The organism is Pseudomonas sp. P129, assembly GCF_020312195.1.
Lineage (GTDB): Bacteria > Pseudomonadota > Gammaproteobacteria > Pseudomonadales > Pseudomonadaceae > Aquipseudomonas > Aquipseudomonas fragariae.
In genome coordinates, this window is sequence record NZ_JAGPYS010000002.1 from 223,631 (window position 1) to 247,922 (window position 24,292).

1 protein-coding gene (only partly in view) is annotated in these 24,292 nt (G+C 62.9%); it reads right to left on the minus strand.

Annotated elements, in window-relative coordinates; all coding sequences use genetic code 11:
• Positions 1-24,292 carry the 3' portion of a syringopeptin non-ribosomal peptide synthetase SypC gene (sypC, locus tag KBY02_RS06775; RefSeq protein ID WP_225650065.1) on the minus strand. The gene runs 16,334 nt beyond the window's last position, so 24,292 of the gene's 40,626 nt are visible here — the last part of the coding sequence; its start codon lies off the right edge, out of view; the stop codon is at positions 1-3.

Here is a 24,292-nt window from a genome sequence, read left to right on the forward strand (position 1 = left end):
TTATTCATGGGGTAGCCACCAGTTCGCCAGATGCCGTACATGCTGCGCCTTGAGGATGGTGAAATGGTTGCCCGGTCCACGCCAGACAGTGAGATCCGGGGCACACTGGCGCCAGCCGCTGACCATCGCCTGTTGTTCGCGCTGATTGCCCGCCGCATCCAGCACCGGGTCATCGGCCAGCACCAGACGCACCGGCCCGGTGTAGATCTGCGACGGTTGATAACGTGTACGCAACGCCGTACCGAATGCCCGCGCAGGCCCGCGCATTGCGTCCGGCGACGAACGCTGCGGCAACATCCCTGCGCGCACCATCCCGGCATGCAACAAGCGCATCTGGCCGACATCGTCTTGGGCCCGGAAGGCCGCACGATCAATGCCCAGCGACTTGCCCGCAGCCAGTTCCATGGTCTCGATCAAACGTTCCAGTACGCCTATCGCGGTGTAAGGTTTGCCCACCACCCCGTTGCCGCCCGGCGACTCGCTGTCGATCAGTGTCAGCGAAGCCACTTCGCGGCCGCGTGCCGTCAGGCGCTGGGCCATTTCGAAGGCCACCCAGCCGCCGAACGAATGACCGAGCAGATGCACCGGCCCTTCGGGGTGAGTGCTGTCGAGTGCTTGCAGATACGCCTCGGCGGCGGTTTCCACCAGGCTGTAAGGCACCGTGCGGCCATCCAGCCCGCGCGGTTGCAGCCCGTGGATCGGCCAGTGCGGGCCTAATGCCTCGGCCAGACCGATGAAGCCGGTCACACTGTCCCCTGCCCCCGGTACGCAGAACACTGGCGCGTGGTCGCGACGTCCGCCCTGAATCGTCAGCAACGGCCGGTGGGCGCTGTCAGCCTCCCGTGGCCGATCGGGCAGATCAGCCAGCGCCTGGCTGATCGCCTGACCCAGGCCCTCGATATGCGGCGGCTTCATCATGCTCATGTGATCGCCCGCAACCTTGATACTGCGCAACTGACTGACGGGCAGGACGCTGTCCCAACCCAGGTAACCGCTGTGTTTCTGTGAGTTGGGTTGCCACTCGCTGGCAGTGAACAGGTGCAGCGGCACGCTGTTGGGGTAAACCGTGTAATTGGCCTGCGCATGACCGTGAGCCACCTCTCGGTCGAGGTACTGGCAAAGACCCTCGTTCGTGTAGATGTCCAGCTCCGGCGGCAGTACGCCCTGCTCACGGCAGTGCTGCAGGAGCCCGGCGAAATCAAAGTCCTGGCGGTTTGCACGCACTCGCTCCAGGGCCTCTAGAGCCTGCGCGCATTCGCCGCGGGCTTTCCAGAACTGCTCGCAGTGTTCCAGCAGGTGCTGACGGTGGGCGGTCTTCAGGTCCCAGCGCTCGCGACCCTGATCCACCAGGCGCGGCATGTAGGTGTCGAGCATGCCGATAAACTCTACCTGCTCGTCCATGCCCTCCAGCTGGATGGCGATTTCGTAGGCCAGAAGCCCACCGAACGACCAGCCCGCCAGGCGATAAGGTCCGTGCGGCTGAACACTGCGCATCGCCCCCAGCAAGCGCGTCGCCAGGCATTCCATGGTCAGCAACTGTTCCTGACCGAGCGGGATGCCGCTCAACCCGTAGACCGGAATATCGCTGTCGATGTGAACCGCCAGCGCCGCGAAGTGCACATCCTGGCCGGTGAACTCGTGGACCAGGAACAATGGACGCTGGTTGCCGGAGGTGCGCACCGGCACCAGTTGCTCATGAAGCTGCGCTGCAACCTCTTCGCTGCGGCTGCCCAGCAGGCTGGCCAGGGCGGCCACGCTGGCGTGCTGGAAAACGTCGGCCAGGGACACCGCCAAGCCACTCTGCACCAGTTGGTTGACCAGTCGCACGGCCATCAGCGAGTGACCGCCGAGATCGAAGAAGCTGTCATGACGTCCCACCTGCTGTAATTCGAGTACCTCCGCCCAGGCTTTCGCCAGACGAATCTCCAACTCCCCTGCCGGGGCTTCAAACGCATGGCTCGCGAACTGATCCGCTGTCGGCGCTGGCAATGCCTGGACGTCCACCTTGCCATTGAGCGTCAGCGGCAAGTCTGGCAGGCAGATGAAGACGCTCGGGACCATGTATTCCGGCAAGCTGGCGCTCAGTTGTGCACGCAGGGCCTCCGGCTCGGGGGCTTCAACGTCAGCGTGCACGGTGTAATACGCCACCAGACGCGTGTCGCCCGGGCTGTCTTCGCGCGCCACCACCACGGAGTTACGCACGCCATCGCACCCATGCAGGCTGCTTTCGACTTCCCCAAGCTCGACGCGGAAGCCGCGGACCTTCACCTGGCCATCGTTACGCGCCAGGTATTCGAGGTTGCCGTCCGGCAACCAGCGCGCCAGGTCGCCAGTGCGATAGAGCCGCGCGCCTGCCTGCTGACTGAACGGGTCGTCGCTGAAGCGTTCGGCGCTCAGTTCCGGGCGATTCAGGTAGCCAAGCGCGACCCCGACACCGCCGATGTAGATCTCGCCGACGCTGCCCATCGGCACCGGCTCGCCGCAAACGTCGAGCAGATAGATGCGCACGTTGGCGTTGGGTTTGCCGATCGGCAGGCTCAGGGTGCCTGGCTGCACATCAAACACTTCGTAACGAGTGGCGCACGTAGTGGCCTCGGTTGGGCCATAGCCGTTGAACAGGCGCACTTGGGACGAGTGCTCACGCACCCGGCGGAACGACGCCGGATCCGCCCGTTCGCCACCGCACTCCAGCATGCGCAAGCCGGCCAGGGCTTCGGGAATCAACCCGGCATACAGGTTGAACAAGGCGGTCGAGCTGAACATCACCGTGACTGCGTGGCGTTTGAGCAGGGCGGCAAAGGCAGCCGGCTCAAGCAACACGGAAGGCTCGACGATTATCGACTGGCCGCCATTGAGCAACGCACCCCAGATCTCCGGGCTGCTGGCGTCGAACGCCGGGTTGGAAGAAAACGCCACGCGGTCATCGGCACGGAAGTCGTAGTTATCCCGCACCAGCCGCACGATGCCGTTGTGGGTCACGATTACGCCCTTCGGTATGCCGGTGGAGCCGGAGGTGTAGATGATGCACGCCGGGGTCTCGCCTGCGACTTCAGCTGCAAGCGCGACTGGCCCTTGGCCGGCCACTGATAGATCCAGGGTGTCCAGATCGAGTCGCGGCGTCGTTTCAGGTGCTGTCAGTTCGCTGCGGGTCAGCAACATGAGTGCTTCGCTGTCCTCGAGCATGAAGCGCACACGTTCTTCGGGGGCCAGGCGATCCAGCGCCAGGTACGCCGCGCCGCACTTGAGCGTGGCCAGCATACTGGTCAGCAGCTCCACCGAACGATCCAGCAGGATCGCCACTCGGGCTCCCGCTTTCACACCGTGCTGGCGCAAGTGCTGAGCCAGGGCGTTGGCGCGGCTGTCGAGTTCGGCGTAGGTCAGCGTCTGCTCGCCCTGACGGGCCGCAATCGCTTGAGGTCGAGACGCTGCATGCGCCTCGAAAAGGCGATGCATCAACTGACCCTGAGGGTAAGCGCGGTCGGTTGCATTGAGACCGGTCAACAGGTGCTCGCGCTCGACCGCATCCACCAATGGCACGTGTTCCAGTATGCGGTGTTCATTGGCGACCATGGCTTCCAGCAGGCGCTGGAAATAGCCCAGGTAACGGTCCATGGTGCTTTCGTCGAACAGCGCCGTGGCGTATTCCAGCGTGCCGATCAATTGACCGCCAACCTCGGTCATGTCCAGCACCAGATCGAACTTGGCCGTGTGGTCGTTTACCGCCACGCCTTGCAGGTTCATGGCGCCGAGCGAGAGGTCGGACGTTTCGTTGTTCTGCCAGGACAACATCGCTTGGAAGATCGGGCTGTGGGACAGGCTGCGTTGCGGACGAACCACCTCGACCACCTGTTCGAACGGCAGGTCCTGATGGCTCTGCGCTGCCAGCGTCTGACGCTTGACCTGCTGCATCAACGCTTCGACGCTCGGTGCGCCGGAGAGATCGACGCGTATCGCCAGGGTGTTGACGAAGAACCCGATCAGGTCCTCCACTTCGGCACGCAGGCGGTTGGCCACCGGCGTACCGATCACCACATCATCCTGACCGGCCAGACGCCCCAGCAGCGAGGCCCATGCGACCATCACGGTCATGAACAGCGTGCTGCCATGCCGCTGGCTCAGGGCCTTGAGGCCAAGGGTCAGCTCGGCATCGAGCACCAGGCCGCGAATATTGCCGCTGTAGTCCTGTTGTGCCGGGCGCGGCCGGTCGGTCGGCAAGGTCAGCAAGGCTGGTGCACCGCCCAGGGTCTGCTGCCAGTATTGACGCTGTTGCTGCAGCACGTCGCCGCTCAGCCAGTTGCGCTGCCACACGGCATAGTCGGCGTATTGCACCGGCAAGGTGGGCAACGGATCCTCGGCACCGGCACTGAACGCGGCATAGAGCGCACTCAGCTCACGGGTCAATACATCCGCGGACCAGCCGTCGGAGACGATATGGTGCATGGTCACCAGCAACACGTGATCGTCCTCGGCCATGCGCACCAGCCGTCCGCGTACCAGCGGACCGTTGAGCAGATCGAAGCCTTCGTTGGCTTCTTCAGCGGTGATGGCGAGCAGCTGCTCTTCAGCATCCGCCTGCCCGGTCAGCACCTGCAGTTGCAGGCTGAAACCGATATCGGCCGAGGCTATGTGTTGTGCAACGTCCTCGCCATGCACTTGCACGAAGGTCGTACGCAGCACTTCGTGGCGGGCGACGATACGGTCCAGCGCGCGTTTCAGCGCAGGGTTATCCAGAGTGCCACGTAGACGCAGCCCTGCCGGAATATGGTAAGCCGCGCTGCCGCCCTCCAGCTGTGCGAGGAACCACAGACGCTGCTGGGCAAACGACAGCGGCAAGGTCTGGTCGCGGGACACCGGCACGATAGGCGGCTGGCTGCTGCCTTTGGCGTCGGCGAGTATGCGTGCCATGGCGGCCAGTTCAGGCTGGGCGAAGATATCCGCCAGGCCCAGCTCGACACCCAAGTGCTGGCGCACCTGGGAAATCAGGCGCATCGCCAGCAGCGAGTGCCCGCCGAGCTCGAAGAACTGGTCATGACGGCCCACCTGTTCAAGGTTGAGCAGGTTCTGCCAGATCTGCGCCAGCGCCATCTCGGTGTCGCCTTGCGGTTCCACATGTTCACGGCTGGCAAAGGCCTCGGCTTGCGGAGCCGGCAGCGCCTTGCGATCGAGCTTGCGGTTCGGCGTCAATGGCAAGGCGTCGAGGATCACGAACGCACTCGGCAGCATGTACTCGGCCAGCTGCGGCGCCAGCTCAGCGCGCAGGCTGGCGGCATCCAGGCTCGCTTGTGGCTGACCGACCACATAAGCCACCAGGCGTTTGTCTCCCGGAGTGTCTTCCCGAGCGATCACCACCGCTTCCTTGACCCCGGTGCAATTGCCGAGACGGGCTTCGATTTCACCCAGCTCGATACGGAAACCGCGCACCTTGACCTGGAAGTCGTTACGACCCAGGTACTCGATCCGACCGTCGGCCATGTAGCGTGCCAAATCGCCGGTTTTGTACATCCTGGCCTCAGGGCTGTTGCTGAACGGGTCCGCGAGGAAGCGTTCGGCCTTGACCTCTTCAAGACTCAGGTAACCCCGTGCCACGCCGTCGCCACCAATGAAGATCTCACCGGCCACGCCATACGGCACCGGCTGTTGATGGGCATCAAGCAGGTAGATACGCGTGTTGGCCATCGGCTTGCCAATGGTCGCGTTACCGCTGCCTTCGCTGCCAGCTATAGCATCGTGGCTGACGTAGGCGGCGGTGCAGGACACCGTCGCCTCGGTCGGGCCATAGGTGTTGATCAGACGGGTGTGCGCCGGGCGCACCTCGTCCCAGAGCTTGAGCTTCTGTGCCGACAATGCGTCGCCGGTGACGTTGATCAAACGGACCTCGGCCAGGCGTTGCGCTGCAGCCTGCGGCTGGTTGTGCCATTCGGCCACCAGCGTGTGCCAGTGCGCAGCAGTCAAGTGCAGAACGGTCGGGTAAATACCGTGATTTTCAGTCCCCTCACTGCCGAAGATCTCGCGACTTGGTGCCAGAGATGCCCCGGCCAGCAGCGCCGGGAAGATCTCTTCTACCGACAGGTCGAAGTTCAGGGTGTTCTGTTGCAGCACGGTGTCTGTCGGGGCCAGGCCAAACAGGCGCGCCGCATCGGTGCTGTAGTTGACCAGACCGCGATGCTCGATCATCACCCCTTTCGGATTGCCAGTGGAGCCCGAGGTGTAGATCACATACGCCAGGTTGCGCACGCCGAGGGCTTCCACCACCGGGTTATCGTCACGCTCGGTAAAGGTGTTGCGCTGATCATCGTCGAGCAGCACCAGCGGCAAGGTCAGGGTTGGCAAGCGCTTCTGCAGATCACGCTGGGTCAGCAACGCCGCTGGCTGGCTGTCGGTGATCATGTATGCCAGGCGCTCGGCCGGATAGGCGGGGTCAAGTGGTACATAAGCCGCCCCTGCCTTGAGCACACCGAGCAGGCCGATCATCATTTCCACGCCACGCTCGACACAGATCGCCACCCGATCGTCAGGGCCAATGCCCAGGCCGATCAGGTGATGAGCCAGACGGTTGGCCTGACGGTTCAGTTCGGCATAACTCAAGCGCTGCGCCTGGAAGGCCACGGCGATGGCGTCGGGCTGTGCCTGAACCTTTGCTTCGAACAGCTGATGAATCGTGCAGTCGTGCGGGTAAGGCACGTCGGTAGCATTGAGGTCGACCAGTAGATGCTGGCGTTCCACCGCATCGAGCAACGGCACCTGTTCCAGCAACTGGCGGTCGTCGGCGACCATGGCTTCCAGCAAGCGCTGGAAGTAGCCCATGTAGCGCTGCAGGGTGCTTTCGTCGAACAGTGCCGTGGCGTATTCCAGGGTGCCGATCAATTGATCGCCGACCTCGGTCATGTCCAGCGTCAGGTCGAACTTGGCGGTATGGCCAGCCACTGCGACGCCCTGCAGGCTCATGTCGCCAAGCGCCAGATCGGACGTTTCGTTGTTCTGCCACGACAACATGGCCTGGAAAATCGGGCTGTGGGACAGGCTGCGCTGCGGGCGCACCACCTCAACCACCTGTTCGAACGGCAGGTCCTGATTCGCCTGGGCGGCCAGGGTCTGCTGTTTGACCTGCTGCAACAGACTTTGCACGCTCGGTGTCCCCGAGAGGTCGACGCGCACGGCCAGGGTGTTGACGAAGAACCCGATCAGGTCCTCCACCTCGGCGCGCATGCGGTTGGCCACCGGCGTACCGATGACCACGTCGTCCTGACCGGCCAGACGTCCCAGCAGCGCAGCCCATGCGGCCATGACCGTCATGAACAGGCTGCTGCCATGCCGCTGGCTCAGCGCCTTGAGGCCACGGGTCAGGTCGGCGTCGAGTACCAGCCCGAGCAACTGACCGCTGTAGTCCTGTTGTGCCGGGCGTGGCCGGTCGGTCGGCAAGGTCAGCAAGGCCGGCGCGCCGGCCAGAGTCTGCTGCCAGTACTGGCGCTGTTGCTGCAGCACGTCGCCGCTCAGCCAGTTGCGCTGCCACAGCGCATAATCGGCGTATTGCACCGGCAACGCAGGCAACGGATCCTCGGCGCCTTCGCTGAACGCTGCATAGAGCAGGCCCAGTTCACGGGTCAACACGCCAGCGGACCAGCCGTCAGAGACGATGTGGTGCATGGTCACCAGCAACACATGGTCGTCATCGGCCATGCGCACCAGGCGTCCGCGCACCAGCGGCCCGTTCACCAGATCGAAGCCCTCTTCGGCCTCTTCGGCGGCGATGGCGAGCAGTTGTTGTTCCGCATCCGCCTGCCCGTTCAGCACCTGCAGTTGCAGGCTGAAGCCGATATCGGCCGGGGCGATGCACTGCAGCGGATCCTGGTCCTGCTCCTGGACAAAGGTCGTACGCAATGCCTCGTGGCGCGCAACGATACGGTCCAGCGCCCGCTTCAGGGCGACTTGATCGAGGCTGCCGCGCAGACGCAGACCGGCTGGAATGTGATAAGCCGCACTGCCGCCGTCCAGCTGCGCGAGGAACCACAGGCGTTGCTGGGCAAACGACAGCGGCAAGGACTGATCGCGGGACACCGGCACGATGGGCTGCTGGCTGCTGCCGGCAGCGTGCGCCACTACCTGAGCCAGCGCCGCCAGTTCCGGTTGGGCGAAGATGTCCGCCAGACTCAGCTCGACGCCCATGCGCTGACGCACCTGGGAAATCAGGCGCATTGCCAGCAGCGAGTGCCCGCCCAGTTCGAAGAAGTGGTCATGACGCCCTACTGCTTCCAGGTTGAGCAGGTTCTGCCAGATCTGCGCCAGGGCTTTTTCGCTGGTGCCTTGCGGGGCGACATGTTCACGACTGGCAAAGGCATCGTCCGCCGGGGCCGGCAGGGCCTTGCGATCGAGCTTGCGATTCGGCGTCAGCGGCAGTGCATCAAGCAGCACGAACGCACTTGGCAGCATGTACTCGGCCAGTTGCGGCGCCAGCTCAGCGCGCAGGCTGGCGGCATCCAGGTTCGCTTGTGGCTGGGCGATCACGTAGGCCACGAGACGTTTTTCACCGGGATTGTCCTCCCGAGCGATCACCACCGCTTCCTTGACCCCTTTGCAATTGCCGAGACGGGCTTCGATTTCGCCCAGTTCGATACGGAAACCGCGCACCTTGACCTGGAAGTCGTTACGCCCCAGGTACTCGATACGACCGTCGGCCATGTAGCGTGCCAGGTCACCGGTTTTGTACATCCTGGCATCAGGGCTGTTGCTGAACGGATCAGCGAGGAAACGCTCGGCATTGACCTCTTCAAGGTTCAGGTAACCGCGTGCCACGCCGTCGCTACCGATGAAAATCTCACCGGCCACGCCGTATGGCACCGGCTGCTGGTGAGCGTCGAGCAGGTAGATGCGGGTGTTGGCCATCGGCTTGCCGATGGTCGCGTTACCGCTGCCTTCGCTGCCAGCGGCAGCGTCGTGGCTGACGTAGGCGGCGGTGCAGGACACCGTCGCCTCGGTCGGGCCATAGGTGTTGATCAGGCGCGTGTGTGCCGGGCGCACCTCATCCCAGAGCTTGAGTTTCTGTGCCGACAATGCGTCACCGGTGACGTTGATCAGGCGCACCTCGGCCAGGCGTTGTTCAGCAGCCTGCGGCTGGTTGTGCCATTCGGCCACCAACGTGTGCCAGTGCGCAGCGGTCAAGTGCAGAACGGTCGGGTAAATGCCGTGATTTTCAGTGCCTTCACTGCCGAATATCTCGCGGCTTGGCGCCAGGGTGGCACCGGCCAGAAGTGCCGGGAAGATCTCCTCCACCGACAGGTCGAAGTTAAGGGTGTTTTGTTGCAGCACCGTGTCGCTCTGGGACAGGCCGAACAGGCGTGCAGCATCGACGCTGTAGTTGACCAGGCCGCGGTGTTCGATCATCACGCCCTTCGGGTTGCCGGTGGAACCGGAGGTGTAGATCACATACGCCAGGTTGCGCACGCCGAGGGTCGGTACGACCGGGTTGTCATCACACTCGGTGAAGCCCTGGCAATGCTCGTCGTCGAGCAATACCAGCGGCATGGACAGTGCGGGCAACCGCTCCTGCAAGCCGCGCTGGGTGAGCAATGCTGCTGGCTGACTGTCGTTGATCATGTAGGCCAAGCGCTCGGCGGGGTAAGCCGGGTCAAGCGGCACATAGGCAGCACCGGCTTTGAGCACGCCGAGCAGGCCGACTATCATTTTCACCCCGCGTTCGACGCAGATCGCCACCCGATCATCAGGGCCGATGCCGAGGCTGATCAGGTGATGAGCCAGACGGTTGGCCTGACGGTTCAAGTCGGCATAGCTCAAGCGCTGCGCCTGGAAAGCCACGGCGATGGCCTCGGGCTGTGCCCGGACCTTTTCTTCGAACAGCTGATGAATCGTGGCGTCTTGCGGGTAAGGCACGTTGGTAGCGTTAAGGTCGATCAGCAGATGCTTGCGCTCCACCGCATCAAGCAGTGGCACATGTTCCAGCACCTGGCGGTCATCGGCGACCATGGCGTGCAGCAAGCGCTTCAGGTAGCCCAGATAACGGGCGATGGTGCTTTCATCGAACAACGCGGTGGCGTACTCCAGCGAACCAAGCAGCTGACCCTGCGCTTCGCCGATGTCCAGCGAGAGATCGAACTTGGACAGTGTATGGCCTGCGCTCAGGCTTTCCAGTTGCAGATCGCCGAGGACCAAATCCCCGCCGCTCATGTCCTGCCAGCTGAGCATGGCCTGGAACACCGGGCTGTGCGATAGGCTGCGCACCGGCTTGATCACTTCCACCACTTGTTCGAACGGCAGGTCCTGATGGTCCTGGGCGCCTAAGGTGTTGGTCTTGACCTGCGCCAGCAGAGTCTCTGCCGTGGGCTTGTCGCTGAGGTCGACGCGGATCGCCAGGGTATTGACGAACAGGCCCACCAGCCCTTCGGCTTCACTGCGTGTGCGGTTGGCCACTGGCGTGCCGATGACCACATCGTCCTGACCGGACAGACGCCCCAGCAGCGCAGCCCAGGCGGCCATGACGGTCATGAACAGGGTGCTGCCGTGACGTTGGCTCAAGGCCTTGAGGCCGCGAGTCAGATCCTCGTCGAAAACGATGGGCAGCACCGCGCCGGCATAGTCCTGCTGCGCCGGACGTACCCGGTCGGTGGGCAACATCAGCAGCGCCGGAGCGTCTGCCAGGGTTTGCTGCCAGTAGTCGCTTTGTTGCTGCAGCAGATCGCCGCTCAGCCAGCGACGCTGCCACACTGCGTAGTCCAGGTATTGCAGCGTCAGTGGCGCCAGCGGGTCGTCCTGGCCCTGGCTGAATGCCGCATAGAGCGCGGCCAGTTCACGGGTCAGCACGCCAATCGACCAGCCGTCGGAAACGATGTGGTGCATGGTCAGCAACAGGACGTGATGGTCCTCGGCCATACGGATCAGGCGGCCACGGATCAACGGGCCCTGTTCCAGATCGAAGCCTTGCAGCGACTCTTCGCTGGCCAGTGCCTGAAGCTTCTCCTTGGCATCCACCAGCCCTTGCAGATCATGCAGTTGCAGGTTGAAGCCGGCATCCGCCGGGCTGATCCGTTGCAATGGCTGTTCGTCATCGCCCTGAATGAAGGTGGTGCGCAAGCCCTCATGGCGCGCCACGATGCGCTCCAGCGCCCGTTGCATCGCCGCGCGATCCAGCTCGCCACGCAGGCCCAGACCGACAGGCATGTGGTAGGCCGCGCTGGCGCCTTCCATCTTGGCGAGGAACCACAGACGTTGCTGGCCGAACGACAATGGCCAGGCCTGATCGCGTGCCACCGGCACGATATCCGGCAGGATGCTGCGTCCTGCCTGGGCGATGGCCAGCGCCAGTGCGCTCAGCTCGGGGTGGGCAAACAACGCGGCCAGGCTCAGTTCGACGCCCAACTGCTGGCGAATCTGCGAAATCAGGCGCATCGCCAGCAATGAATGGCCGCCCAGCTCGAAGAACTGGTCGTGACGGCTGACGCGTTCAAGCTGGAGCAAGTCGCTCCAGATTTGCGCCAGCAGGGTTTCGGTTTCGCCCTGTGGGGCTTCGTAATCACGACGGATCAGTGCATCGGCGTCCGGTGCCGGCAAGGCTTTGCGGTCCAGCTTGCCATTCGGGGTCAGTGGCAGTGCATCGAGCAGTACATAGGCCACCGGGATCATGTAGGCCGGCAATTGCTCCTGCAGCCAGCCGCGCAGGCTGTCGATGTCTACCGAAGCATGGCCTGCGCTCAGGGTGTAATAGGCCACCAGACACTTGTCGCCCGGTACATCTTCGCGTGCAGCCACCACGGCTTCATGAATGGCCGGGTGTTTGGCCAGGCGTGCATCGATCTCGCCCAGTTCGATGCGGAAGCCGCGGATTTTCACCTGATCGTCGTTACGACCGAGGTATTCGATATTGCCGTCTGGCAGGTAGCGGCCAAGATCGCCGGTGCGGTACATGCGTGCCGCTGGCTGCGGGCTGAACGGATCTTTGACAAAGCGCTCGGCAGTGAGGTCGTCGCGGTTCAGATAACCCCGCGCCACACCGGCACCACCGATGTAGATTTCACCCGCGACGCCCAGCGGCACAGGCTGTTGCTGTTCATCCAGCAGGTAGAACTGTGTATTGCCGACGGGCTTGCCGATATGAGGAGCGAAGCCGACTTCGCGATCCATCGCCACCCAGCTTGAGTAGGTGGTGGTTTCCGAAGGACCATAGAGGTTGCAAAGGCGCTGCACACCGGTTTTTTCGAACAGATTTTCCACCAGGCTGCGCTTGAGCGCTTCACCGGCCACGTTCACGGTGTGCACCGATTCCGGCAGGCCGTTGACTTCCAGCAGCGCTTTCAGCGCCGACGGTACGGTGTTGATCAGGCCGATATCGTGTTCGCCGTGTTGCAGTTCCAGCACGTTCTTGACGATTTCGATGCTGCCGCCCGAGGTCAGCGGCGCAAAACACTCGTAGACCGCCAGGTCGAAATTCAATGAGGTGGAGAACAGCGTTTTTTCCAGCGCCGAGGCGTCGAAAGCACTGTGCGCCCAGGTCAGGAAATTCACGGTGTTGCGGTGTTCGATCATCACGCCTTTCGGCAGACCGGTCGAACCCGAGGTGTAGATCAGGTACGCAAGATGCGCAGAAGTCAGACCAGGCACCTGCGGATTCTGGACGGATTGGTCCTGCCAATTGCTCAGATCCAGATTGATGACAGGTACCGAAACGTCGGCCAGCAGGCCTTGAGTAGCGGTTTGAGCCAGTACTGCGGCCGGAGCGCTATCCTGCAACATGTAGGCAATACGTTCCGCCGGATAAGCCGGATCCAGCGGCACATACCCGCCGCCCGCCTTGAGAATCGCCAGCAAACCGACGACCATATCCGCACCGCGCTCAACGCAGATGCCGACGCGGGAATCCGGCTGCACGCCTTGCTTGATCAACGCATGCGCCAGACGGTTGGCCTGCTCGTTAAGCTCGCGATACGTCAGGCGCTGCTCGCCGTGGACCACTGCCAGCGCCTGAGGCGTGCGCTCGACCTGTGCTTCGAACATCCCATGGATGGTCTGCTGCTGCGAGTAATCCAGCGCGGTAGCGTTCAGGCCATACACCAGATGCTCACGCTCCGCCGCCGACAGAACCGACAAACCTGCCAGCGGCACTTCGCCGGACTGTTCCAGTGCGCTGACCACATTCTCCAGAGTGGTCTGCACATACGCGCAGATGCGTTGCGCATCGATGCAGGCACTGGCTTGAATCGTCAAACTGAAGCCCGTTCCCTCATCGTTTACTGAAAGGGTCAGCGGATAGTTGGTGCGTTCTTCGCCACGCAGGCTTTCAATGCCTTGCCAGGCGTCCAGTGTCTGCTGGTTGGCCTGACCGGCGACATGCCGGTAGTTGAGCAAGGCGCTGAACAGCGGCGTTGAAGCGGCCACGCCACTGCAACGCTGTGCCAGTACCAGCGAGGCGTGTTCATGGGCAAGCAGCCCGCTGAGCCTGGCGTGGGTAGCCTTCAGACCGCTGCGCACGCCCTGCTCGCCCAGCGTGACACGCAACGGCAAGGTGTTGATGAACATCCCCAGCGCCCGGTCAGACCCGGCACCACCCTGCAGGCGGCCGAGCAATACGGTGCCGAACACCACCTCCTCTTTGCCTGACACAGCGCCCAGAACACGTGCCCATGCCAGGTGATACAGACTGGCGGAGCTGACCCCGAACTGCCGGGCCTGCAAGCGCAGGCGGCGGCTCAGGTCCATATCGACCGGCTGGTGCACCTCCTCGATACCGCGACCGTCGCCCTGCACGTCCAGCAGGCCGAACGGCAGCGTCGGCTCATCGATGTCACCGAGCATGTCGCGGAAAAACGCTTCGTGCTCCTCGCGGCTCACGCCGAGCATGGCTTGCGCCACGTAATTGCGGTAAGGCACGGACGGTGGCAGAGAGGCCTGCTGCCCGAGCATGTACGACTCGATTTCGCTGCTGAGAGTGCGCAGCGATGTGGCGTCGTCCACCAGGTGATGGAACAGCAGCATGCCCAGCCAGCGGTCGTTTTCCGCGTCATGTGCATAGCCGATGCGTAACATCGGCGCCTGACGAATGTCCAGACGCGTGTGACGAGGGTCCAGACGCTTGAGCAGTTGTTCGGCGATGTCGCCATCGGCCGGGTTCAGTACCCACTCATCCATACCCAGAGGCGCTTCACGCCAGATCACTTGCACCGCTGCATCGAGACGCTCCCAAAGCACAGCGGTGCGCAGGATATCGTGCCGGTCGATCACGCCTTGCAGTGCCTGGGCGAAACTGTGCAGACGTTCGAGGCTGTCAAAGGCAAACAGTGCGTATTGCAGATACGGGTCACCCTCGGTCGCGGCAAGGTGGTGATACAAAATCCCTTCCTGCAGCGGCGCCAGAGCGTAAATATCCTGCACGTTGGCCAGACCGCCGGGCACACTTGCCACCACGCGGTCGATATCATCCTGGCTCAACGCTGCCAGAGGCAGCATGTCCGGGGTGATGCGCTCGCAGCCGGCGGGAATAAGGTTGGCGGGTACTTCCACTGCACCCTTGCCGCCCACCGCCGCCGCCAGGGCGGACAGGGTCGGCTGACTGAACAGCACGCGCACATCGGCAACCAGATCAATCTGGCGCATGCGCTCGATCAGTTTCACGGCCAGCAGTGAGTGACCGCCCAGTTCGAAGAAGTTGTCATGCCGACCGACCTGCTCCAGTTGCAGCAGGTCTTGCCAGATCCGCGCAATGGCCATCTCGGTGTCGTTTTCAGGTGCTGCGTAGCCACGACTGGCCAGCGCCGAGCGGTCGGGCACCGGCAACGCCCGGCGATCGAGCTTGCCGTTGGCCGTCAGTGGCAACTCATCGAGTTGCACGTAGGCTGCGGGCACCATGTGCTCCGGCAATGCACTCTGCAGATGCTCGCGCAGGCTTTCGATGTCCAGCAGGCTCTCCGGCTGCTGCGCCGTGACATAGGCCACCAGACGCTTGTCGCCGGGCACATCCTCACGACACAACACAACGGCATCGCGGACGTCAGGACATTCAGCCAGACGCGCTTCGATCTCGCCCAGTTCGATACGGAAACCACGAATCTTCACCTGCTCATCGTTGCGCCCCAGGTATTCAAGGCTACCGTCGGCCAGCCAGCGTCCCAGGTCGCCGGTACGGTACATCCGCGCATCCGCTGCGTGGCTGAACGGGTTGTCGAGGAAACGTTCGGCCGTCAGTGCTTCACGGTTCAGGTAGCCCCGAGCCACACCGGCGCCGCCGACATACAGTTCGCCGACCACACCCACCGGCACCGGCTCGCCGCGGGCATCGAGAACATACAGCTGCAAGTCGGGAATGCGCCTGCCGATCGGGCTGGCGCCAAGACGCTGGGCGTCTTCGGGCTGCAACGGGTAATAAGTCACATGCACCGTGGTTTCGGTGATGCCGTACATATTTACCAGTTGTGTACCGGCGTTCGCTTGCCGGGCGTACCACGGCTTGAGCATCGCCGTTTCCAGCGCTTCACCACCGAAAATAACCTGACGCAGCGAATGTGCCTGAGTGTTCTCAGCCTGGGCAGCAATCAGCTGACGGAACGCACTTGGCGTCTGGTTGAGCACCGTCACCCCGGCACTGCACAGCAGGTTATAGAAGTCTTCGGGCGAGCGGCTGACCAGTTGCGGGATGATCAACAGACGGCCGCCGTGCAGCAGCGCGCCCCAGATTTCCCAGACCGAGAAGTCGAAGGCGAACGAATGGAACAGCGCCCAGACATCCTGTTCATTGAAGCCGAACCACTCTTCGGTGGCCGAAAACAGCCGCGCAACGTTGCGATGCTCGACCATCACACCCTTGGGCAGACCGGTGGAGCCGGAGGTGTAGATCACATAAGCCAGGTTGGTGGGCTTTACCGGCACCTGCGGATTGCAGACGGATTCGCCCTGCAAGTCATCGTCGAGACTGATCACCGGCACTTCCGAGGCTGGCAAGGTGCTCTGCACTGACCGCTGACTCAACAACGCTACTGGCGCGCTGTCACCAAGGGTGTAGGCCAGCCGTTCAAGGGGGTATGCCGGGTCCAGTGGCACGTATCCAGCGCCGGATTTGAGAATACCCAGCAAGCCGATGATCATCGCCGGACCGCGTTCGACGCAGATCGCCACCCGATCATCCGGACGAACGCCGTGAGCCAGCAGGCGATGGGCAACCTGGTTGGCGCGGGCGTTGAGTTCGCCGTAGCTCAGGGTCTGCGCTTCGAACACCAGCGCCACGGCGTCTGGCTGTTGCGCGGCGCGGGCTTCGAATTGCAGATGAATCGGTGTCTCGCTCGTGCAGGTCTCGCTCGTGTAGGTACTGCCGGGCTGCTTCCACTGTTCAAGCAACTGCTCGCGCTCGCTGTCCGGCAGTATCGCAATGGCGTGCAACGGGGTCTGCGGTGCCTGCTCCAGCGCGTTGACCAGATTGCTCAAGGTTTGCTGCATGTAGGCGCAGATACGTGCGCCGTCGATCAGCGGTACAGTCTGTACGGTCAACAGGAAGTCTTCGCCCCGGTCATCGACGTTGAGGGTCAATGGATAGTTGGTGCGTTCTTCATCGCCCAGCGCCAGGGCGTGCATGCCATTCCAGGCCGTCAGCGTCTCATCGGTCACGGCAACGCTGGTGTGGCGATAGTTGAGCAGCGCGCTGAACAACGGAGCCGGTGCGACCACGCCACTGCAACGCTGGGCCAGCGCCAGAGACGCGTGTTCATGCCCGAGTAATGCGGTCAGCCGTCGGTGCGTGGCCTTGACCCCGTCACGCACGCCTTGGTCGCCCAGACTCACACGCAGCGGCAAGGTGTTGATAAACACGCCCAGCGCCCGTTCTGAGCCTTCACCACCTTGCATCCGGCCCAGCAGCACGGTGCCGAACACTACGTCGTCACGCCCCGAGGCCTTGCTCAACAGCTGCGCCCAGGCCAGGTGGACCAGGCTCGCGGCACTTACGCCCAGTTGACGGGACTGAGCGCGCAAACGACGGCTGAGCTCCAGATCCAACGCCAGACAGCCTTCTTCGATGTCATGACCGTCACCTTGCACCTCTTGCAAACCAAACGGCAGCGTCGCCTCGTCAACGTCACTCAACATGTCGCGGAAGAACGCCTCATGTTCCTCCTGACTCATGCCCAGGCGGACCTGAGCGATGTAATTGCGATATGGCACCGTCAAGCCCAGTTGAGCACCCTGCCCCAGCAGGCAGGCCTGCATCTCATGGCGCACTACTTCCAGCGTGGTATGGTCCATGACCAGATGATGGAACTGCAGCCAGCCCAGCCAGCGCTGGTTTGGCTCATCCCAGGCATGTACAAGACGCATCATCGGCGCCCGACGAATGTCCAGACGCTGGTGGCGGGAGTCGAAACGCTGGTGCAACTGTGTCGCGACGTCGCCGCCTTGCGGGTCCGGGTCAAAGCTTTCACGCATCAGCAACGCCTGACGCCAGACCACTTGCATCGGTTCGTCCAGCCCCTCCCAGACCAGTGCGGTGCGCAGAATGTCATGGCGCTGGATCACGAACTGCAAGGCGCGGGCAAAGTCGTCGACATGCTCCTGGCTGTCGAAGGCGAACAGCGATTGCAGCAAATACGGATCTCCGCGCTCAGCGCTGAGGTGGTGATAGAGGATGCCTTCCTGCAACGGCGACAGCGGGTAGATGTCCTGCACATTCGCCACGCCGCCCGGCACGCTGGCGACCACCTGATCGATCTGCGCCTGGGTCAGGTCGGCCAGCGGCAGCAGGTCCGGGGTGATGTGTTCGCAGTGCTCGGTAATCAGATTGGCGGGCACCACGATTTCCGTGCCGCCGCCAACTGCTGCTGCCAGCGCCGCCAGCGTCGGCTGACCGAATAGCACGCGTACGTCCGAGCTCAAGCCCGACTGACGCATACGCCCGATCAGGCTGACGGCCAGCAGCGAATGACCGCCCAGCTCGAAGAAGTTGTCGTGACGACCGACCTGAGCAACGCCCAGCAGGTCTTGCCAGATAGCCGCGATCTGCGTTTCGGTTTCGCCTTGTGGGGCTTCAGAACCACGGCTGATCAGTGCATCGGCTTCCGGTGCCGGCAAGGCCTTGCGGTCCAGCTTGCCGTTTGGCGTCAGTGGCAGTGCATCGAGCAGCACATAGGCCACCGGGATCATGTAGGCCGGCAATTGCTCCTGTAGCCAGCCGCGCAGGCTGTCGATGTCCGCCGAGGTGTGCCCGGACGCCAGGGTGTAATAAGCCACCAGACGCTTGTCGCCGGGAATGTCTTCGCGGGCAGTGACCACCGCTTCGTGGACCGCCGGGTGTTTGGCCAGGCGTGCATCGATCTCGCCGAGCTCGATGCGGAAGCCGCGGATTTTCACTTGATCGTCGTTACGGCCCAGATATTCGATATTGCCGTCTGGCAGGTAGCGGCCAAGATCGCCGGTGCGGTACATGCGTGCAGCCGGGTTTTGGCTGAACGGGTCTTTGAGGAAGCGCTCGGCGGTCAGGTCGTCGCGGTTCAGATAACCGCGCGTCACACCTGCACCGCCGATGTAGATTTCACCCGCGACACCCAGTGGCACGGGCTGCTGTTGCTCGTCCAGCAGGTAAAACTGCGTATTACCAACCGGCTTGCCGATGTGCGCAGCGAAGCCATCTTCGCGGTCCATCGCCACCCAGCTTGAGTAGGTAGTGGTTTCCGAGGGGCCATATAGGTTGCACAGGCGCTGCACGCCTGTTTTTTCGAACAGGTTTTCTACCAGACTGCGCTTGAGCGCTTCACCGGCCACGTTCACGGTGTGTACCGACCTCGGCAAGCCATCAACGTCCAGCAAGGCCTTGAGCGCTGACGGCACGGTGTTGATCAGGCCGATATCGTGCTCGCCGTGTTGCAGTTCCAGCACGTTCTTGACGACCTCAATGCTGCCACCCGAGGTCAGCGGCGCGAAGCACTCGTAGACCGCAAGGTCAAAGTTCAGCGAAGTGGAGAACAGCGTTTTTTCCAGTGCAGAGCCGTCGAAAGCGGTGTGCGCCCAGCTCAGGAAGTTCACGGTGTTGCGGTGTTCGATCATCACGCCTTTCGGCAGGCCGGTGGAGCCGGATGTGTAGATCAGGTACGCCAGATGCGCTGAAGTCAGCCCTGGCACCTGCGGATTCTGGACGGATTCGTCCTGCCAATCGCTCAGATCAAGATTGATCACAGGTACCGAAACGTCGGCCAGCAGGCCCTGAGTCGCGGTTTGGGCCAGTACTGCGGCCGGAGCGCTGTCCTGCAACATGTAGGCAATACGTTCCGCTGGATAAGCCGGGTCGAGCGGCACGTAACCGCCGCCCGCCTTGAGGATCGCCAGCAAACCGACGACCATCGCGGCGCCACGTTCAACACAGATTCCGACGCGGGAATCCGGCTGCACGCCCTGCTTGATCAACGCATGAGCCAGGCGGTTGGCCTGCTGGTTGAGCTCGCGATACGTCAGGCGCTGCTCGCCGTGGACCACTGCCACGCCTTCCGGCGTGCGCTCGACCTGGGCTTCGAACATCCCGTGAATGGTCTGCTGCTGCGGGTAATCCAGTGCGGTGTCGTTGAACGCCACCAGCAACTGCTCGCGCTCGACAACTGGCAGGATCGACAAACCTTGCAATGACGTTTCTGGCGTCTGCTCCAGCGCCGTCAACAGGTTTTCCAGTGCCGTGTGCATGTAGCCGCACACACGTTGCGCGCCGATTGACGAAACCACCAACGCCGTCAGGCTGAACCCTTCGCCCAGATCGTCGACGTTCAAGGTCAGTGGGTAGTTGGTGCGTTCTTCACCGCTGAGGACCGCGATGCCCTGCCAGGCCTGCATGGCCTGGGCGGACACACTGCCGACCCCACTGTGGCGATAGTTGAGCAGTGCGCTGAACAAGGGCGCCGGCGCGGCAACACCGCTGCAACGCTGGGCCAACGCCAGTGAGGCATGTTCGTGACCGAGCAATGCAGTCAGGCGCTTATGAGTGGCCTTGACCCCGTCACGCACACCCTGCTCACCCACTGAAACCCGCAGCGGCAAGGTGTTGATGAACATCCCCAAGGCTCGCTCGGCACCTTCGCCACCCTGCATCCGGCCCATCAGTACAGTACCGAACACCACATCCTGCCTGTTTGACACCTTGCCCAGCACCTGGGCCCAGGCCAGATGCACCAGGCTCGCGGCACTCACCCCTTGCTGGCGGGCTTGAGCACGCAGGCGCAGGTTGAGTTGAGGGTCCAGCGCCAGGCTGGCTTCCTCGATGTCGCGACCTTCACCCTGCACATCCTGCAAACCGAACGGCAGCGTCGGCTCGTCGATGTCGTCGAGCATGTCGCGGAAAAATGTTTCGTGATCGGCCTGGCTGACACCCAGGCGTGCCTGGGCCACATAGTTGCGATACGGCACGGGTACCGACGCCGCCAGAGTGTCGGCCTCGCCTGCCAGCCATGCCTGCATTTCATGCTTCACCACTTCCAGCGCGACGTGGTCCAGCGCCATGTGATGGAACAGCAGCATCGCGCAGATGCGCTGGTTGAGCGGGTCTTCGGCATAGGCCACACGCATCAAAGGTGCCTGGCCGATGTTCAGGCGGTAGTGACGCGGGTCAAAGCGGCTGTGCAGTTGCGCACCGATATCGCCGTCAGCCGGATCAAGCTCAAGTGCATCAAGGTGCAACTGTGCCTGACGCCAGACCACTTGCACCGGTGACTCCAGACCGTCCCATACCACGCTGGTGCGCAGAATGTCGTGACGGTCGATGACCATTTGCAACGCTTGAACGAAGGCGTTCAGGCGCTCGCGGTTATCAAAGGCGAACTGCGTCTGTAACACATAGGGGTCACCGATTTCGGCGGCCAGATGGTGATAAAGAATGCCTGCCTGCAACGGCGCCAGCGGGTAGATGTCCTGCACATTGGTCACGCCACCCGGCACGGTTGCGACGACTTGATCGATCTGCGCCTGGGTCAGGTTGGCCAATGGCAGCAGCTCAGGCGTAATGCGTTGGCAGTCCTCGCTGATCAGGTTGGCGGGCACCACGATCTCGGTGCCACCGCCCACGGCTGCGGCCAGTGCAGCCAGGGTCGGCTGGCTGAACAGTACGCGTACATCGGCGCTGAGGCCCAACTGGCGCATACGCCCGGTCAGGCTGACCGCCAGCAGCGAGTGACCGCCGAGTTCGAAGAAATGGTCGTGACGACCGACCTGCTCGACGCCCAGCAGGTCTTGCCAGATAACCGCGATCTGCTCCTCGATTTCGCCTTGTGGGGCTTCGTAGCCACGGCTGATCAGCGCGTCACCGTCGGGTGCCGGCAGCGCCTTGCGATCCAGCTTGCCGTTGGACGTCAATGGCATGGCCTCGAGCAGTACATAAATGGCCGGAACCATGTATTCAGGCAACTGTTGCTGCAGGTGACCGCGCAGGGTTTCGAGATCGACAGCAGTGTGCTCGGCAGACTGCGTGTAGTAAGCCACCAGACGTTTGTCGCCGGGTATGTCTTCGCGAGCAGTGACCACCGCTTCGTGGACCGCCGGGTGTTTGGCCAGCGCCGCCTCGATTTCGCCGATTTCGATACGCAAGCCGCGGATCTTCACCTGAAAGTCGTTGCGGCCCAGGTATTCCAGCGCGCCATTGGTCAGCCAGCGACCGACGTCGCCGGTTTTGTACAGGCGTGCCTGCGGGTCTTCGGAAAACGGGTCGGCGATGAAACGCTCGGCACTCAGGTCCGGCTGATTCAGGTAACCCCGCGCCACGCCGATACCGCCAATGTGCAGCTCACCGGCCACACCCAATGGTTGCAGCTGGCCCAAGGCATCGAGTACGTGCATCTGAATGTTGGCAATCGGGCGGCCGATGGGCACGCTTTCGCCCGGATCCGTCGGACGACATTCCCAGGCGGTAACGTCGATGGCCGCTTCGGTCGGGCCATACAGGTTGTGCAGTTCAACGCCCTTGAGCTGTTGCTCGAAACGGCGCTGCAACGCACGAGGCAAGGCCTCGCCACTGCACAGCACGCGGCGCAGTTGCGGGAAGTCGCGGGTTGAGCGGTGTTCCAGAAACACATCGAGCATCGAGGGCACGAAGTGCAGCAGGGTAATGCCCGCGTCACTCATCACCTGCGCCAGATAGTCCGGATCCTGATGGCCACCGGGACGGGCCATGACCAGTTCGGCACCGGTCAGCAGCGGCAGGAAAAACTCCCAGACCGACACGTCGAAACCGAACGGGGTCTTTTGCAGTACGCGATCCTGACTGTTCACCTGATAGGCGTCGCGCGCCCAGAGCAAGCGGTTGACCACGCCCAGGTGTTCGTTCATCACGCCTTTGGGCGTGCCGGTGGAACCTGAAGTGTACAGCACATAGGCCAGGTGATTCGGCTGCAGGCCCAGCGCCTTGGCATCCGGGTTGTTGATCGGCTGTGAGGCAAGCTGGGCGCTGTCATCGTGGCCATCGAGCACCAGCGCCGGAACGCTAAGGGCTGGCAGACTTGCAAGCAGATCCTGGCTGGTCAGCAGCGCACGGGGGGCGCTGTCGCTGAGCATATAAGCCTGGCGAGCGCTGGGCAGGTCAGGGTCGATCGGTACATAGGCGCCACCGGCCTTGAGAATACCCAACAGCGCCACGACCATTTCCGCGCCGCGACGCAGGCTGACTGCGACCCGCGTATCCGGCTCCACGGCCAGTTCGATCAGGCGATGGGCGAGCTGGTTGGCCTGCTGGTTGAGTTCGGCGTAAGTGAGCAACGGCCCGCTGTCGCCACGTACTGCGCAGGCATCCGGACGCTGGGCGGCCTGTTGTTCGATCAATTGGTGGATCAGTACGTCGCGCGGATAAGGGTGGGCAGTGTCATTAAACCCCGCCAGTAATAGCTCGCGCTCATCGTCCGGCAATATCGGCAGGCTGTTCAGCGCTGCTTGCGGCGTGTGTTCCAGCGCTTGCACCAGGCTGCGCAGTGCAACCTGCATGTACTCGCCGATGCGCGTGGCACTGATTTGCTTGACGGCCTGAATGGTGAGCATGAAGTCATCGCCCAGGTCATCGACGTTCAGGCACAACGGATAGTTGGTGCGTTCCTCCATACTCAGGGTCTGAATGCCCTGCCAGGCTGACAATGTTTCGCTCGAAGCCGCACTGCCGTTGCTGTGGCGGTAGTTGAGCAAGGTGCTGAACAGCGGCAGCGAACCGGGCACGCCGCTGCAGCGCTGGGCCAGCGACAGCGAGGCATGCTCATGCCCCAGCAGCGCCGACAGGCGCTGGTGAGTGACCTTGACCGCCGCCAGAGCGCTCTGGCTGCCGACGCTGATGCGCAGCGGCAAGGTGTTGATGAACATTCCCAGCGCCCGGTCGGCACCGTTGCCGCCCTGCATGCGGCCCATCAGTACGGTACCGAACACCACTTCTTCACGGCCCGAAACCCGACCTGCCACCTGAGCCCATGCCAGGTGCGCCAGACTGGCAGCGCTAACTCCCAACTGCCGCGCAATACTGCGTATACGGCTGCTCAGCTGGCTGTCGAGCACCTGATGCACTTCCTCGATACCACTGCCATCGCCCTGCACGTCCTGTATGCCGTAAGCCAGGGTCGGTTCGTCGATGTCGCCGAGCATGTCGCGGAAAAACGCTTCGTGCTCGGCCTGGCTGATACCCAGACGCGCCTGGGCCACATGGTTGCGATAAGGCACCGGGGTCGGCAATTGCTCGATCTGCCCCTGCAGGCTGGCCTGCATTTCCTCCACCACCACTTCCAGCGAGGTGTGATCCAGCGCCAGATGGTGGAACAGCAACATGCCGACCAGACGCTGGTGGGTGTTGTCCTCGGCGTAGGCGATGCGCATCAGCGGCGCCTGGCCGATGTCCAGGCGATAGTGACGCGGGTCAAAACGCTCGCGCAGTCGTGTCAGCACGTCACCGTCGAGCGGATCGATGGCCACCTCTTCCAGGCTCAGTTTCGCGTTGCGCCATACCACCTGTACCGGCTGTTCAAGCCCTTCCCAGACCACACTGGTGCGCAGGATGTCGTGGCGTTCGACCACGCTCTGCAAGGCCGCGGCGAAACCGGCCAGGCACTCGCGATCATCGAAGGCGAAGAGCATCTGCAAGACGTAGGGGTCACCTTCATCCGCGGCCAGGTGGTGATAGAGAATGCCTTCCTGCAAGGGGGCCAGAGCGTAGATGTCCTGGATGTTGGCCAGGCCGCCCGGCACGCTCGCCACAACGCGATCAATCCCTGCCTGATCCAGATCAGCCAGCGGCAGCATGTCCGGGGTAATACGCTCGCAGCCCTGTACGATCAGGTTATCCGGCACCTGTACTTCTGTGTACCCGCCCACC